A 16,419-nucleotide genomic window follows, 5' to 3' on the forward strand; every position below is an offset into this window, starting at 1 on the left:
GCATGAGGACCGTACTGGTCGGCTACGGCCACGCGGCACGCGATCTGCACCGGGTGGCCATCGAGGAGTCCGTCGTCGGACGTCTCGTCACGGACATGGTGGCCGTCGACCCCGCGTACCCCGCCGGCCCCGCACGCGCCGGCGGGGGCCCGGACCTGACGGTGTACGCGACGCTCGGTGACCTCCCCGGCATCGACGGGTCCGACGTGTTCCATGTGACGGTGCCGCCGGCCGGTCACGGGTCCGTGGTGGAGGAGATCGTCGCGCTGGGCGGCCGGCGGATCGTCGTGGAGAAGCCGCTCACCACGGACGGCCCGGCCGCACGCCGGATGGCGAAGCTCTGCGCGGACGCCGGTGCCGACCTGTTCCCGGTCGCCGTGTGGCCCTTCTCGTCCGGTGTCGCACGTGTCAGGGGACTGCTCGACGCGGGGCGCCGGCCGCTGCACTACGAGTTCGAGCAGTCCAAGAACCGCATCGAGCGCACCCTGGGCAACACGAGCCACTCCAGCGCCTTCGAAGTGGAACTCCCCCACCAGGTGCTCGCCGCGATCTGGCTCTTCGGCGACATCACCGACGTCCTGCACGCCGAGGCACGGCCGCTGCGCCACGCGGGCCGGGAAGTCCCCCACGCGGGCGGCGCGTACCTGGTCGTCCGGCACAGCAGCGGGCTGACCGGCACGCTGGTCGGCCACCTCGACAAGGAGCGGCGCACCAGGCGACTGCGCGTCGTGTGCGCCGACGGCGACGTGGAAGTCGCCCTGCCGTGCTCCCGGGACGAGACGTCGAGCTTCTTCAAGGACGGCGCGGGGCCGGTCCTCGACCTCCCCGACCGACCCCTCACCGAGTGCCTGGTGTCTGCCTACACGGCAGGACCGGCGGAAAGTCAGGCCAGGTTCAACGTGGACATGCACGTGCACTGCATCGACGTACTGGAAGCCGCGCGCGGGAAGGCGGGCGTGCCGTGACCACACCTTCGAGGGCCACAGGCCGTCAACGCGTCCCGTTCTTCAGGAACTCGGCGACGTGGCAGCGGGTCCGCGACGCGGTCGAGGCCGACATCGCCCGCAGCATCGACAAGGGAACCGCCGTCGACGGCATCCTGGTGCGCGAGACGGAGGAGGAGCTGACCCGGCGCCTCGGCTGCGCCGGGGTGCGGATGACGGCCAGCGGGTCGGACGCCCTGCTGGTGCTGCTGAAGCAGCAGGGCATCGGCCCGGGCGACGAGGTCATCGTCCCGGCGTACACCTTCTTCGCGTCCGTCGCGGCGATCGCCCACGTGGGGGCCCGCCCCGTCATCGTGGACATCCTGCCGGACCGCTACACGGTCTGCCCCGGGGCCGTGCGCGACGCGATCACCGAGCGCACCCGGGCCGTCCTCGCCGTGCACCTGTTCACCACCATGGCGGACATGGAGCGCCTGGCCGCGCTCTGCGCCGAACACGACCTGCTGCTCGTCGAGGACAGCGCGCAGGGCATCGGCATGAGCCGGGCGGGCAGCATCGCGGGCACGGCGGCCCGGGGCGGGGTGTTCTCGTTCTTCCCGGCCAAGACCGTCGGCGCGCTGGGCGACGCCGGCGCCGTCATCGCCACCGACGAGCGGCAGCTCGCGGAGTTCGACGCGATCCTCGGCCGCGACGGGGCGGGGCGGGACGGGGAGCCCACCTACGGCTGCGACGAGATCCAGGCGGCCGTCGTCCGCGCCTGCCTGCCGCTGCTCGACGAGTTCACGGCCAGGCGGCGCGAGCTGTTCGCGTACTACGACGCGCGGCTGCGGCCCGTCGGGGGCGTGCGCCGCCTGCCGGTCCTCGCGCCCGGGGACGTCGGATACGTCTACGTCGCCGAGTTCGACCGGCGCGACGAACTCCAGGCCCACCTGCGGGCCCACGGCGTGACCACGGAGATCTTCTACCCGATGCCGCTGTCCCGGCAGGACTGCCTGGCCGACGTGGCCGACTGCACGCGGCCCGTGCCGGTCGCCGAGGCGGCCTCCACCCGGGTGCTGGCCCTCCCGCTCTATTCGGATCTGCTGGAAGAGGAGGCGGCGCATGTCTGCGACATCGTCCACGACTTCTACCGCCAGGCGTGACCTGGCCCGCACGCTCGTGTCCCACCTGGACGCCGCCGTCCGCGACGAGTCCTTCATCGTCGGCGCCCGGGTGCGCCGCCTGGAGGAGTACGTCTGCGAGGTCACCGGCCGCAGCGCGGTCGGCGTGAGCAGCGCCGCCGTGGGGCTCCTGCTGGTGCGCCAGGAACAGTTCGGCGGGGCGCCTTCGGCTCTCGCCCCGGACGCGGGCGGCAGGGCCCGGTCGATCGTCGCGGCGGAGCGCAGGCTCGTGCAGCGGGCGAGCGTGCTGTGGCAGGGCGGCCGCCGCCCCGAAGGGGCCGTGCTGGTGCGGGACTTCGGCAGCGGGGCCGAGGCCGGGCCGGGCGCGGCCGGGATCGTCGAGCTGATCGACGTACGGCAGCTCGGCCTCCTGGACGCCGGTGAGCGGTCCACCGCCGAGGCCCTGCCCGGCGGGGGCGGCGAACGGTCCGCCGCCGACGCGCTGGTGGTCCACGGGCCGCACGACTACTCGTACGGCGCCGGTGACTTCGGCATCGTCGTCTGCGCCGAGCCGGTCGCCGAGCGGCTGCGGGTGCTGCGCAACCACGGCCGGGGTGGTCTCGGCACGTACCTGCACGCCGAGGTCGGCTTCAACAACCGGATGGACGAGGCCCAGGCGGGCCTTCTGCTGGACCGGCTGACCGGCACCGGCACCGGCGCGGTGACGCGATGAGCGCCCGGGGATGGCGGGAGCGGCTCGCCGTCATCGGCGACGAGTGCGGGTTCACCTGGCAGGACCAGGTCGCCACCGTCCAGGCGCTGGAGATGCGCTCCATCGAGCTGCGTCACGTCGGCGGGCGTTCCCTGGGCGAGACCGGGCAGGACGAGGTCGACGCGCTCGGCAGGGCACTCGTCGACGCCGGTGTCGGCGTGGTCGCCCTGGACAGCCCCGTCGGCGCCGGGCGCATCACCGACACCACCCTGGCCGAGGACCTGGCGACGGCCGAGCGCTGGCTGGAGCTGGCCGGCCGGCTCGGGGCCCCGTCGGTGCGCGTGATGTCGTACGGGCAGGGCGATCTGGAACCGGAGGCGTGGCACGCCGAGACGGTGCGGCGGCTGCTCGCGCTGCGGGAGCTGGCCGCGCGCCACGGGCGCCGGTTCCTGCACGAGAACTGCGTCGGGTGGGGCGGCCGGGACGCCGAGTCGGCGCGCCGGCTCATGGCGGAGGTCGGCGACGAGCACCTCGCGTTCCTCATGGATACCGGGAACGGCGTCTGGTACGGCTACGACTCCGTGGCCATGACCGAGGCGGTGCTGCCGTACGTCCGGCACGTCCACATCAAGGACGCGCACCCGCGCCCGGACGGCGCCGAGCCCTGCCTGCCGGGCCTCGGCAGCGGTCGCGTCGCGGACTCGCTCGCCCTCGTCCTCGACGCCCACCCCGACATGACGCTGAGCCTCGAACCGCATCTGCTGGTGCAGCCGCACCTCGGCATCACGTGCCGGGACGCCGGGGCGCTGCGCCACAGCGTCGCCGCGTGCGTCCGCAGCCTGGCGGACCTGCTGGACCGCGCCGAGGGTGCCGAGGAGGCCGCACGGTGATCGACGACGACGCGATCGATTTCCTGCTGCGCTTCCTCGACGTGCCCAGCGTGAGCCCCCTCGAAGGCGGCGATCCGGCCCAGACGCGGCGCGCCCAGGACCTGTTCGGCGCGTTCGCCGCGAGCCGGGGCTTCACGGTGTCCCAGGAGGTCGCCGATCCGGCCGGCGTCCTGGCGGACCCGCGCACCCCGGTGCTCGTGCGCGAGAAGGCCGCCCTGGACGGCTGGCTGAGCGACCAGCCGGTCGTCGCCGCGAGCATCGGCGACCCCGACGCCCCCCGCACCCTGGTGATCAACGCCCATGTCGACACGGTCTCCCCGCATCTGGCGGTGACCCTGAGGGACGGGGTCATCCGCGCGCGGGGCGCCGTGGACGACAAGGGTCCGCAGGTCGCGGCGCTGTGCGGGGTCGCTCGGGCGTACCGGGACGATCCCGGTCTGGCCCGCAGGGTGCGCACCACGCTGCTCTCCGTGCCCGGCGAGGAGGGCGGCGCCATGGGGTGCTACGGCACCAAGCCGGCCCTGGAGCGGCGTGGCAAGGCGTCGCTGCTGGTCTTCGCCGAGCCGACCGGGCTGCTCGTCCACGACACGTCCTTCGCGACGATGACGCTCGAAGTGACCATGGACGCGCCGGACAGCACGGACGACTTCCCGTACGAGAACGCCAACGCCACGCTGGTGCTGGGCGCCGTCGCGACGGGTCTGGCGTCCGGTCTGAAGGACCGCGTCGAGGGCCGTGACGTGCGCTGCTGCATCGCCGGCCTGCACACGGGCACGCAGCACAACCGGGTGTACGGCAGCGGACGGCTCCTCGTGAACATCGCCTACTGCGACGCCGGGGCCGCCGCCGCGGTGCGGGAGAGCGCCGAGGAGATCCTCACCGCCACGGTGGAGCGGGTGAAGGAGGAGTACGGCACGAGCCGCTTCGGACGCCTGTGGGCCCGCGACCTCGGCCGTGTCCTGCACTGGCGTTGGCTGAAGCAGGGCCTGCCGTCGCTGCGCAACCGCTCCGAGACGTACGAGGCGCTCCTCGCGGAGTGCGGTTTCGACCGGCTCGCCGGGGACCAGCTCGGCGAGGCCTTCACCAGCGACGCGATCTGGGGCCAGGGCGCCGCCGACTACACGGTGATCTGCGGGCCCGGCGGCCTGGACAGCCACGGCGCCCACACCGACGGGGAGTACGTGACGGTCGACGAGCTGAACGAGTACGCCCGGCGGATCGCGCTGCTGGTGCGGCGGCTCGCGGACACGGCCGCCTGACCTGTCCCTCCGGCCCCGCCCCTGTGGGCCCCCGAACGACCCCCCGTACATGCCCTGAACGAACCCTTCCCAGAGCCCTGAAGTGAGGTTGAGCCATGCGGGAGAGCGCCGCGAATCTGCGGGATCTCGTAGCAGCCCGCGCCCTGACCCACCCCGACGCCCGCGCGGTGGGGAGCGACGACGCGGGCTGGCTGACGCTCGCCGAGCTGGACCGGGCGGCCGGCGTGCTGGCCCGGCGGCTGGTCGGCCGGGGCGTGCGGCCGGGTGACGTGGTGGGGGTGCTGCTGCCGCGGTCCGCCGCGTTCGTGGTCGCCGCGTTCGCCGTGTGGAAGGCGGGGGCCGCGTACACGCCCCTCGACCCGGCCGGGCCCGAGCGGCACCGCGCGTTCGTCCTGGACAACAGCGGCGTACGGGTCGTGATCACGGACGACGGGGCGGCCGGGCGCGCGACGGGGCGGGAGGTGTGCCCGGTCGGCACGCCCGGCGCGGGGGAGCCGGACCCCGGCGACTTCGTGCCGGTGCCGCTCGGCCCCGGGGACGCGGCGTGGGTGCTGTACACCTCCGGGTCGACCGGGCGCCCCAAGGGCGTGATCGGTTCGCACGGGGCCTCGCTCAACCGCTGCACCTGGATGTGGGAGGAGCAGCCGTTCGGCGAACGGGACGTGTGTGTGCAGAACACGGCGCCCTCCGTCGTCGACTCCGTCTGGGAGGTGTGGGGCGCCCTGGCCCGGGGTGTGCCCGTGGTGCTGCCGCCGGCGCACGCCTCGCTCGACCTGGACCTGCTGACCCAGGTGCTCGCCGGGCACGCGGTCACCCGGATCTGCCTGGTGCCGTCCCTGCTGCGGGCCCTGCTCACCACGTACCCGGACCTGGGCGACCGCCTGCCCCGCCTGGGCATCTGGACGGCCAGCGGGGAGACCCTCGACCGGGACGTGGCGGAGCTGTTCCACGCCGCGCTGCCCGGGCGCACGCTGCTGAACCAGTACGGGCTGACCGAGTCGTGCGCCGACGTGACGACGTACGACACCGCCGGCCTCGGCACCGACGGGGACGCGGGGGACGCGCGGGTGCCCGTCGGGCGGCCGATCCGCGGCACCCGGCTCCTCGTCGTCGACGAGGACCTGCGGCCCGTCCCCGACGGCACGGTGGGCGAACTCTGCCTGGGAGGGCCCGCCCTGGCCCACGGCTACGCGAACGCGCCCGAGCTGACCCGCGACCGGTTCCTGACCGACGAGACGGGCGGCACCCTCTTCCGCACCGGCGACCTCGCCCGCCTCGGGACGGACGGCGTCCTGCACCACCTCGGCCGGCGCGACCGGCAGGTCAAGATCCGGGGATTCCGGGTCGAGCCCGAGGGCGTGGAGGCCGTCCTCAAGGAGAACCCCGCGGTGCGCGACGCCGCCGTACGGGCCTTCACGCGCGGCGGGGAACGGGAGCTGGCCGCGTACGTGGTGCCCGCCGACCCGGGGAACCCGCCGGCCACCCGCGAGCTGCGGGCCGGGATGCTCGACCGGTTGCCGCCGTACGCGATACCGGCGTCCTTCACGGTGCTCGCCCGGTTCCCGCGCACGAGCAGCGGCAAGACCGACCACGGCCGCCTTCCCGAGCCGGGCGGGCCGCCGCCGGGGGCCGCGGGGCCGGTGGAGCCGCGCGACGAGACCGAGAGCCGCGTCGCCGCGATCTGGGGCGAGGTCCTGCGGTTGCCGGCCGGGCGGGGACCCCTCGGTGTCCTCGACGACTTCCACGAACTGGGCGGCCACTCCCTGGCCCTGATGCGGGTCGTGGCCCGGGTGAACGCCGCGTTCGGCGTACGGCTGCGCAGCCGGGACTTCGCCCGGTCCGTCACCGTCGAGTCGCTGGCCCGGGCCGTACGGCACGTCTCCGCGCGGCCCGGCGGCCCCGCCCCCGGGCCCGCCCCGGCCGGGAAGCCGGGCGTGGGCGTCGACCTGGCGTCGGACACCCAGGAGGCCATGTGGCTGCACGAGAAGTTCTCGCGGGCGCCCGGGCTGTACAACATCCAGCTGGCGTTCGCCGTGCGCGGCCCCCTGGACACCGACGCGCTCGCCCTCGCCCTGGACGACGTGACCGCCCGCCACCGGGCGCTGCGGCTGGGCTTCGTGCACGAGGACGGCGCGCTGCGGCTCGTGGCGAACACGCCCGGCTCGCTGAAGCCGGACCTGGTCGGGACGGGCGCCGGCCGGGTGGGGGAACTGCTCGCCGACGAGGGCGCCCGGCCCTTCGACCTGGCCCGCGGGCCGTTGCTGCGGGCCCTGCTGCTCAAGATCGGCGACGACGACCACGTACTGAGCCTCACCGTGCACCACACCGTGTGCGACGGTCAGTCGCTGCGCACCCTGCTGGCCTCGCTGCGGGAGGCGTACGGGACACGGGCACGCGGTGACGTGCCGCACATCGTCGCGGACGACGGCCCGGTCGCGACGGAGCGGGCACAGCCGGGGGAACGGGTGGAGGGCGGCAGGCCGCCGCAGGAGCGGTACGCGCCGGTCGAGCTGCCCACGGACCGGCCACGGCCCCGGCGCGCGGACGGCAACGGCTCGTCCTTCCGCGTCGAGGTCCCGCCGGGACTCGCCGCCCGTGTCCGGGAGCGGGCCCGCCGGCTGCGGACGACCGCGTTCACGGTGTGCTGCGGGGCGTTCGCGGCGGTGCTCGCCGAGCGGTCCGGGCAGCGGCGGTTCGCCATCTCGATCCCGCTGGCGAACCGCGGGGAGGAGATCGGCGACGACGCCCTGGGCTGCTTCATGCGGACCGTCCCGCTCAACCTGGACGTGCCGCCGGGCGCCCGTACGGAGGAACTGCTGGAAGGCGTCCGGGACGCGCTGCACGAGGCGTACGACGCGCCGAGTGTGACGCGCGTGGCGGTCGGCGGCCGTCCGCCGCAGGTGATGCTCGCCTACGACGAGGCCCACGGGGCGGAGTTCTCGCTGGCCGGGACGACCGTCGTCCCCCTGGACGTCGAGAGCAGGTCGGCGAAGCTCGATCTGACGCTCTACGTGGACGAGGCGGGCGACGACTACGACTGCCGCGTCGAATACGCGACGGCCCTCTTCGACGAGGGCACCGTGCGCGCCCTCGGCCGGGACTTCCTCGCGGCGCTCACCCGCGTCTGCGACCCCACGCACTGAACCAGGCACCAGCAGCACAGGCACCACACACGGCACAAGCGGCCGGACAAGGAACGGACTCGCAGTGGAAGAACGGGTGGAAACAGTGGACCGGATCGACGAGATCGCACGGGAGAGCTGGGAGCGGAGCCTCGGCTGCGACGTGGCCGACGACACGAACTTCTTCGAGTTCGGCGGGGACTCCATCTCGGCGATCCTCATGATGTCGGAGGTCAACGCGGCCCTCGGCACCTCGCTCTCCCCGCACGAGCTGTTCGACGCCCCGGACTTCGGCGCCTTCCGCGCGCTGCTGCGCACGGAGTCCGGCGCCGGGGCCGACACCGGGCAGGCCCCTCGGGAGGAACCCGTCGCCGCCGGGACGACCGTCACCTCGCTGTTCCAGGAACGCTGGTTCGGCCTGTCCAAGGAGCGGCTCGGCAACGTCGACGTCTTCTTCGAGGTGACCGGCCCGCTCGACCCCGCCCTGTTCGAGCAGGCCCTGGAGCACCTGTGCCGGCGGCACGCGGTGCTGCGCAGCGTCTACGAACCGGGCAACCCTCCGGTGCAGCGGACCGTCGAGGACTTCCGGCCCCGCCCGCGCATCCAGGACCTCCAGGGGCTGCCCGGCGACGAGGTGCGGGCGGCCGTGCACGCCGCCGTCGAGCGCTCGGTGCGCTTCTTCGACCTGGAGTCGGAGGTGCCGTTCGAGCTGGAACTGCTGACGCTGTCCCCGACGGAGCACCTGATCGTCGGCCACCTCCACCACATCGCCATCGACGGCTGGTCGATCGCGCTGCTCGTCGACGACCTGGAGCGCGTCTACCACGCGCTGGAGCGCGGCGAGGACCCGGCGGCGCTGGAGGCGGCTCCCCAGTACGGGGACTTCGCCGCGCGGCAGCGCGCGTACGCGACGGGCCCCGGCATCGAGGAGTCCCGGGAGCACTGGCGGTCCGTCTTCGCCGGTGTCGGCGGCCCCACGCGGCTGCCCGCCACCGTGCCGCCCGCCGCCGACACCGGCGAGTCCAGCGCCTACGTCAACCTGCTGCTCGACACCGGGCGCGCCGACGCCGTCCGGGCCTACGCGGCGGCCGGCCGGGTGACCGTCTACAACGTCCTGCTGAGCGCGTTCGCCCGGCTGCTGGCCGAGATCACCGGCACGGACGACCTGCTGATCGGCACCTCCACGGCGGGCCGGCACGGCGGCGCCGACGACCACTGCCTCGGCGTGTTCATCACCCCGATGCCGCTCAGGATCTCGCTGGCCGACGCGGACACCGCGGACAAGCTGCACGCCCAGGTCGGCGACCGGATGCGGGACCTCGCCAAGCACCGCATGTACCCGATGGCGGACCTGCTGCGGTCCGTGGAGCCCTTCCGGGGCAAGCAGCTCGCGGACCTGTTCGCGCTCCACTTCATCTACCAGAACCAGCCACAGCCCAGTGCCGGCAACGGCCGCGTCTACCGCCAGCTCGACTTCCAGGACGCCGGCCTCGAGCGCCCGCACCAACTGGCCAGGCCCCGCAGCCGGGTGCTGCGCCAGCTGGAGGTCGTCGTCTTCGACCGGCTGGACGGCGCGCTCTCGCTCAACTTCGCCTTCGACCCGGCCCGCTTCGCCGAGAGCGAGGTCCGGGGCTGGCTCGAGGCGTACGGCGCGCACGTGGACCGGCTCGTGGGGCTCGCGGGACTCGTGGGGAGCACACCGGCGGAGCGCGGATGACCGGGACCACCGCCGCCGCGGAAAGGAAGCCCGTGGACCGCAGCCTCGGGGAACTCCTCGAACGCAACGTGCGTGTGACGGGCGAACGCCTCGCCCTGTCGGACGCGCACCGCTCCTGGACGTACGCCGCGCTCGGGGCCCTCGTCGGCCACCTGGTCGAGGAGTTCAAGGACCTGGGGATCGCGCCGGGCGAGCCGGTCGCCGTCGCCGGGCCGCGGGACGCCCGGCTGCTGGCGCTGCTGTACGGCGTGCTCGGCTGCGGCAACCCGGTCGTGGCCGTCAGCCCCGACTGGAGCGACAGCGACCGGGCGCGCCGGCTGCGCACGGTCGGCGTCCGCGTGGTGCTGACCACGGAGGCAGGGGCCGTCACCGCGGACGGCGGGGAGACGGGTGGCGGTGGCGGCCGGGTCGTCGTGGTCGACGTGGACGCCGTACTGGACGGCGCCGCCGACACCGGCTCGTGGGGCCGGCAGCCCGACCCGGACGACGTCGTCTACTACTCCTTCACCTCCGGTTCCTCCGGGGAGCCGAAGGCCGTGGCGGTGGCCCAGCGCAACGCCGCCCACTACGCGTCCTCGCTCGCACGACGGCTCGGTCTCGGCGCGGACGGCGGCGCGGACGGCGGCGCCCGCCCCGACGCGACCCGTGAGGCGGTCCGCGACACCGGACGCGACACCGGCCCCGGCGTGGGCGAGCCGCCCGTGCTGGCCCATCTGACCACCCTCGCCGCCGACCTCGGCCACACCTCCTGGATGCTCGCCCTCGCCACGGGCGGCCGGGTCCACGTGGTCGGCGACCGGGTGACCCGCGACCCGTACGCCCTGTGGCGGGAGCTGGCCGAGCACCGGGTGACCGGCCTGAAGACGACCCCCTCGCACCTCGCCGCGCTGCTGCCCGGCCGGGACGCGGACACGCCCGCGCTGGACACCCTGATCATCGGCGGGGAACTGCTGTCCCGGGAGTTCGCGGCCGGCCTGTTCGCGGGCGGTGTCGCACGCCGGGTCGTCAACCACTACGGCCCGACGGAGGCCACCGTCGGCGCGGCCTGCTTCGTCGCCTCCTCGCCCTCCGACCTGCCCCCGGACGAGCCGTCCGTGCCCATCGGCACGCCCATCGGCGCGAACACCCTCACGCTGGACGGGACCGGGGAGAGCGCCGAGGGCACGGGTGAGCTGGTCGTCGGCGGCCCCGGGGTCGCCCTCGGCTACGCCGGCACCCGGCCGGACGCCGGCGGTAGGTTCCGCACCACGGACGCCGGGCCGGTGTACCGCACCGGCGACCGTTGCCGCAGGCGGTCCGACGGCACCCTCGTCTTCCTCGGCCGGGCGGACCGCCAGACCAAGGTGAACGGCTACCGCGTGGACCTCGCCGAGATCGAGCAGGTCCTCGCGCGGTGCCCCGGCGTCGAGCAGGCGGCCGTCCTCGGCCGTACCGTCGACGGGCGGACCCGCCTGGTCGCGGCGGTCCGCACCACGGCGGACGCCGTCCTGGCCGACCTGCCCGGGCACCTGGCCCGCACCCTGCCCCGCTACGCCGTACCCGCGCCGATCGTGCCGCTCGCGGACTTCCCCGTCGACGCCAACGGCAAGCGCGACCACCGCGCGCTGCACAGCGCCGTCGACCAGTGGCTCGCATCCGGGCCGGGCGGCGGCCACGGCGGCCACGGCGGCCCGGCGGACAGCACCGGCCTCGTCGGCGAACTCGCCGAGTTCTGGGGTGCGAGCCTGGGCATCGGCACACTCGGCGCGGACGCCGACGTGATCGCCCTGGGCGCGGACTCCATCCTCGCCATGCGCACGGTCGTCTTCTTGCGCGAGCGCGGCCACGAGGTCGTCGTCACCGACGTGTACGACCATCCGACGGCGGCACGGCTCGCCGGGGTGGCGGCCGGGCGCCGGGCGGCCGGCCCGTCCCCGGTCTGCTCCGGGGCCGCCGAGTCCGCGGCGGCGGGCCGCCGCGGCACCCTGGGCCCGGCCCAGCGCTGGTTCTTCGACGCGGTGCCCGGCGGCAGCGCCCACTGGAACCAGGCGATGCTCCTGGCCTGCGAACCCGCCCTCGACCTCCCCGCACTGAGTACGGCGCTGACCGCCGTGCTGGAACGCCACGAGGCCCTGCGCGCCGGCGTGACCCCGACAGGAGCCCTCGGCACCACCTACCCGGCGTCGGGCACCCTGGCCGTGACCTGGTCACCCGCCGGACCGGCCCCGTCGGCGGAAGAAACGATCGCGCGCACGAGCGCCGAACTGAACCGCTCCCTGGACCCGGCCTCGGGCCGGCTGCTGCGCTGCCACGTCTTCCGCGGCGGCCCGACGGCCCCGGACCGTCTTCTGCTGGTCTGCCACCACCTGGTGGTCGACACCATCTCCTGGCGCATCCTCCTCGACGACCTGATACGGGCCTACGAGACGGCGGCCGGGGGTGCCCGGCCCGCGCTGCCGCCGGCCCGGTCGTACTACGACTGGGCGGCCGCCGCCGGCGAACCCGGGCCGCGTGCCCCCCGCCCGCGTGACGGGCGCCACGGGGCGACGTACAGCTGGGCCGCCGACGCGGAGGTGACGCGGGCGCTGGTCGCGGAGTTCGGGACCGGGCTGCGGATGGAGGCGCTGGCCGTCGCGGCGATGACGCGGGCGCTGCAGGACGCCGGGGGAGCCCGGCGGACCCGGGTCACCGTCGAGACCCACGGGCGGGACGGCGAGCACGCCTACCTGGACACCGTCGGCTGGTTCACCGCCGTGAAGCAGCTGGTGCTCGGGTACCGCCCCGACGTCGCCGACGTCGAGCGGCTCGTGGCCGGGACCGGGGCGCGGCGCCTGGACGAGGCCGACGGGGTGCCGGACGGGACGCCGGGCGGGCTGCCGCACGTGGCGGTCAACTACCTGGGGCAGTTCAGGGCGCCCTCGGGACGGTCCGTCAGCTGGACGTTCGCACCCGAGTACTGCGGGCCCGCGCGCGCGGTGCGGCACGACCCGCTGTATCCGCTGGTGCTGACGGCACGGCTGGTCGGCGGCCGGCTCGTCGCGGACCTCGTGTGCGACGAGGAGCAGCGCGCGTCGGGCACGGCGCGTCGGGCCTTCGCGCGGTTCACCGAGGAGATCCTGGCAGCGGCCGGCACGACCGGGACCGTGCCGTCCATCGAGGAGCCGGCGCACACCACGTCCGGCCTGCCGGTCCACACCGGCACCGCGAAGGCGCCCGTCCCGGCCGGGGCGCGTGCCCTGGTCACGCAGACCCCGCGCGTGCTGCTGACCGGTGCGACCGGCTTCCTCGGCGCGCACCTCCTCGACCACCTGGTCGCCCAGGGCGCCGAGGTCACCTGCCTGGTCCGGCGGGCGGGCGGGCGCGGCGCGGCCGAGCGGCTCGCGGCGTCGGACCGGGTGCGGGTCGTCGAGGGCGACCTGGCCGACGCGTCCGCCGTGCGCGCCCTCGCGTCCGGCGGCGTACTCGACGGGCTGACGGCGGTGGTCAACGCGGCGGCCGACGTACGGCTCGTCGCGCCGCCGGAGGAGCTCGCCCGGGTGAACGTCGGCGGGCTGCGCAACCTGCTCGACCTCATCCGCGCCACCCGGCCGGAAACACCGCTGCACCACGTGTCGACGCTGGCCGTGGCGGGCTACCACGACAGCGGGCCCCGCCGGTTCAGCGAGGCCGACTTCGCGCTCGGGCAGCGGTTCCTGTCGCCGTACGAGGCGTCGAAGTTCGAGGCGGAGAAGGTGCTGCGGGAGGCGAGCGACCTGGGCACGCGCGTGTACGTCTACCGCACGAACCACGTCGCCGCCCACAGCCGCACCGGCGCCTTCCAGACCAACATCGGCGACAACCGCGTCTATCAGACCCTCAGGGGCTACATCCTCGCCGGATGCGCGCCCCGCAGCCCGCACACCGCCTTCGGGTTCTCCCACGTGGACACCGTCGCGGCGGGCATCTGCCGGCTCGCGCTCGCCGCGGACGTACCGCCCGACGTCTACCACGTCGAGACGCCGCACACGGTCGCGCACGACGAACTGGTCGGCTGGATACGGGAGTTCGGGCACCCGGTGCGGCTCGTGGAGCGCGGCGAGTTCGTCCGGGCCCTCGGGCGGCTGGAACACGCCGACGCGCGCAGCGCGGACATGAGCCGTGCCTGGGAGCACCGGCCCGACCGCAACGTCGCCTTCGACCACACGCGGACGGTGGCCCTGCTGCGCCGGCTCGGCGTCGAGTTCGCCCCACCGCGACAGGCCTGGCTGGACACGGCCCTGGCGTGGGCCTCGGGGACGGGCTTCTTCCCGGCCCCGGCCCCGGCGCCGGCGCCGGCCCCGTCCTGGGCGCCGGTCCCGGACCCGGCCCGGGCCCAGGCTCAGACCGCGGCCCGGACCCTGGCCCCGGCCCGGGCGGCGAGCGGGGCCGGGGCCCCCTGAACACCCCTGACCGGCCCCACCCCCACCCCTCTCCTTTCATCCCGTTCCACCCCGTTCCACCACCGGAGGATGCAGTGCAACAGCAGGACAGACGTGCGGCGGTCGTCACCGGAGCCTCGTCCGGGATCGGGCTGGCCGTCGCCCGCAGGCTGGCCGCCGAGGGCTACGACCTCGTCGTCAACGCCCGGGGCGGCGAGCGGCTGCGGGAGATCGCCACCGGCCTCAAGGAGTCCGGCGGCGAGGTGATCGCGGTGGCCGGTGACGCGAGCCGCACCGAGGTCGTCGCCGAGTGCGTCGACCGATGCGTCACCGAACTCGGCCGGGCCCCCTCGGTCGGCGTGGTGAACGCGGGCCGCGGCCTGCCCGGGACCGTGATGACGTCCGACGACGCCCAGTGGGCCGAACTGTTCGAGACCAACGTCCTCGGCGCGCTGCGCCAGATGCGGACGATGGCCGGCGCGATGCTCACCCACGGCACACCGGACGTCCCCCCGCGCCGCCCCTTCGACCTGGTGGTCCTCGGATCGAACGTCGGCCGGAACGTCTCCCCGTTCAACAGCGTGTACGGCGCGACCAAGTTCGCCGTGCACGGCGCCGCGGAGGGGCTGCGGCGCGAACTCGGCCCCAAGGGCATCCGGGTCACGCTGGTCGAGCCGGGCGTCGTGGGCACGTCCTTCCAGGCCAGCGCCGGTTACGACGCCGACTGGTTCACCTCGTACCAGTCGGAGATCGGGCCCATCCTCGCGCCCGAGGACATCGCGGACCTCGTGCACTTCATCGTGACCCGGCCCGCCCACGTCCACCTGGACAACGTCTCCGTCCGGCCGACCCGGCAGAGCTACCCGTAGCCGCCCCGCCGCGTGGCGCGGGCCGGGTCACGCACACCGGCGGCCTCCGCGCCAGGCGCGACATCCACAAGATCCGCGACATCACACAGAAAGTGACAGGGGGACAGTCATGCGTGCAGTGCAGAAGACGGTGGCGGTCGTCGGACAGGGCTATGTGGGGCTACCGCTCGCCCTCCAGGCGGTCCGGGCGGGATTCCACGTCGTCGGCGTCGAGGTGAACGAGGAGCGGGTCACCCGTCTTCGCCACCACGACTCCTACGTCGAGGACGTGTCGGACCTCGACCTCGTGGCCGCGTTCGACTCGGGCCGATACCGCGTCACGTCCGACTTCGCCGGGGCGGCAGGCTTCGACGTCGCCGTCATCAGCGTGCCGACACCGCTCACCGACGGAGAGCCGGACCTGTCCGCCGTCATCGCCTCCTCCACCTCGCTGGCACCCCTCATCAGGCCCGGCGCCGTCGTCGTCCTGGAGTCCACGACGTATCCCGGCACCACGGAGGACGTCGTCGCCCCGCTGCTGGAGGAGGGGTCGGGCATGCGGGCGGGCCAGGACTTCTCGCTGGGCTACAGCCCCGAACGCATCGACCCGGGCAACGCGACCTGGACGTTCGAGAAGACCCCGAAACTGGTGTCCGGGATCAACGACTCCTCCCGGATCGCGGTGCAGGAGTTCTTCGACGCGATCGTCGACCGCACGGTCGCCGTCAGCGGCACCCGCGAGGCCGAACTCGCCAAGCTGCTGGAGAACACCTTCCGCAGTGTGAACATCGCCCTCGTCAACGAGACCGCCATGTTCGCCGCCGACATGGGCATCGACATCTGGGAGGCCATCCGGGCCGCGGGCACCAAGCCATTCGGGTTCATGTCCTTCACGCCGGGCCCGGGCGTCGGCGGCCACTGCCTGCCCATCGACCCGATCTACCTCGACTGGCTGTCCCGCGAGCGCACGGGCCGCTCCCTCGGCTTCGTCAACCTCGCCAACGACATCAACCGGGGCATGCCCGGCTACGTCGTGCAGCGCATCGGCGACATGCTGAAGAAGCGCGACCGCGTCCTCGCCGACAGCCGTGTCCTGCTGCTCGGACTGTCGTACAAGGCCAACTCCTCCGACATGCGCGAGTCGCCGGCCATGGACGTCGCGCTGAAGCTCGCCGACGCCGGGGCGCGCGTACGGGCCGTGGACCCCTGCGTCGAGGACCTGCCCCGCGACCCGCGGATCGAGATGACCACACTCACGGAGGAGGAACTGCGCGCCGCGGACGTCACGGTGCTGCTCACCGACCACGACGGCTTCGACTACGACCTGGTCGAATCGGCCTCGCAGCACCTCTTCGACACCCGTAACCGGATGGCCGGCCGGGCGGTCGAACGCATCTGAGCAACGCGCCCCGAGCAACGAGCAAGCACATCACGTCTGTGGGAGGTAGGTC

At 74.4% G+C, this 16,419-nt stretch carries 10 protein-coding genes; all 10 read left to right on the top strand.

Annotated features, from left to right (window positions below; all coding sequences use genetic code 11):
- Positions 1 to 2: 2 nt before the first annotated feature.
- The 10 genes from ABZ354_RS20045 to ABZ354_RS20090 all read left to right on the top strand — a co-directional run bounded on the left by ABZ354_RS20045 (position 3) and on the right by ABZ354_RS20090 (position 16,367).
- Positions 3 to 965 (top strand): Gfo/Idh/MocA family oxidoreductase, encoded by a 963-nt coding sequence (locus tag ABZ354_RS20045; RefSeq protein WP_358658485.1) that lies wholly within the window; start codon positions 3 to 5, stop codon positions 963 to 965.
- Positions 962 to 2,086 (top strand): DegT/DnrJ/EryC1/StrS family aminotransferase, encoded by a 1,125-nt coding sequence (locus ABZ354_RS20050; protein ID WP_358658487.1) that lies wholly within the window; start codon positions 962 to 964, stop codon positions 2,084 to 2,086. The genes ABZ354_RS20045 and ABZ354_RS20050 overlap by 4 nt, the downstream gene beginning before the upstream one ends.
- Positions 2,046 to 2,777 carry a DegT/DnrJ/EryC1/StrS family aminotransferase gene (locus ABZ354_RS20055; protein WP_358658489.1) on the top strand — a complete coding sequence of 244 codons (732 nt, stop codon included), beginning with the start codon at positions 2,046 to 2,048 and terminating at the stop codon, positions 2,775 to 2,777. The genes ABZ354_RS20050 and ABZ354_RS20055 overlap by 41 nt, the downstream gene beginning before the upstream one ends.
- Positions 2,774 to 3,646: a sugar phosphate isomerase/epimerase family protein gene (locus ABZ354_RS20060; protein WP_358658491.1), complete on the top strand. Its 873-nt coding sequence runs from the start codon at positions 2,774 to 2,776 to the stop codon at positions 3,644 to 3,646. The genes ABZ354_RS20055 and ABZ354_RS20060 overlap by 4 nt, the downstream gene beginning before the upstream one ends.
- Positions 3,643 to 4,905, top strand: a complete 1,263-nt coding sequence (locus tag ABZ354_RS20065; protein WP_358658493.1) for a M20/M25/M40 family metallo-hydrolase — start codon at positions 3,643 to 3,645, stop codon at positions 4,903 to 4,905. Before ABZ354_RS20060 ends, ABZ354_RS20065 begins: the two co-directional genes overlap by 4 nt.
- Positions 4,906 to 5,000: 95 nt before the next feature.
- A complete protein-coding gene (locus tag ABZ354_RS20070) occupies positions 5,001 to 8,048 on the top strand; it encodes an amino acid adenylation domain-containing protein (protein WP_358658495.1) in 3,048 nt (1,015 codons plus the stop codon).
- A gap of 64 nt (positions 8,049 to 8,112) precedes the next feature.
- Positions 8,113 to 9,744: a condensation domain-containing protein gene (locus ABZ354_RS20075; protein WP_358658497.1), complete on the top strand. Its 1,632-nt coding sequence runs from the start codon at positions 8,113 to 8,115 to the stop codon at positions 9,742 to 9,744.
- A complete protein-coding gene (locus ABZ354_RS20080; protein WP_358658499.1) occupies positions 9,741 to 14,141 on the top strand; it encodes an AMP-binding protein in 4,401 nt (1,466 codons plus the stop codon). The genes ABZ354_RS20075 and ABZ354_RS20080 overlap by 4 nt, the downstream gene beginning before the upstream one ends.
- A 74-nt stretch (positions 14,142 to 14,215) precedes the next feature.
- Complete coding sequence (locus tag ABZ354_RS20085) at positions 14,216 to 14,989, top strand: SDR family oxidoreductase (RefSeq protein WP_358658501.1); 774 nt, start codon at positions 14,216 to 14,218, stop codon at positions 14,987 to 14,989.
- 109 nt (positions 14,990 to 15,098) lie between these two features.
- Positions 15,099 to 16,367: a nucleotide sugar dehydrogenase gene (locus tag ABZ354_RS20090; protein ID WP_358658503.1), complete on the top strand. Its 1,269-nt coding sequence runs from the start codon at positions 15,099 to 15,101 to the stop codon at positions 16,365 to 16,367.
- The last annotated feature ends 52 nt before the right edge of the window (positions 16,368 to 16,419 follow it).

Source organism: Streptomyces sp. NPDC005925 (assembly GCF_040638805.1).
GTDB lineage: Bacteria > Actinomycetota > Actinomycetes > Streptomycetales > Streptomycetaceae > Streptomyces.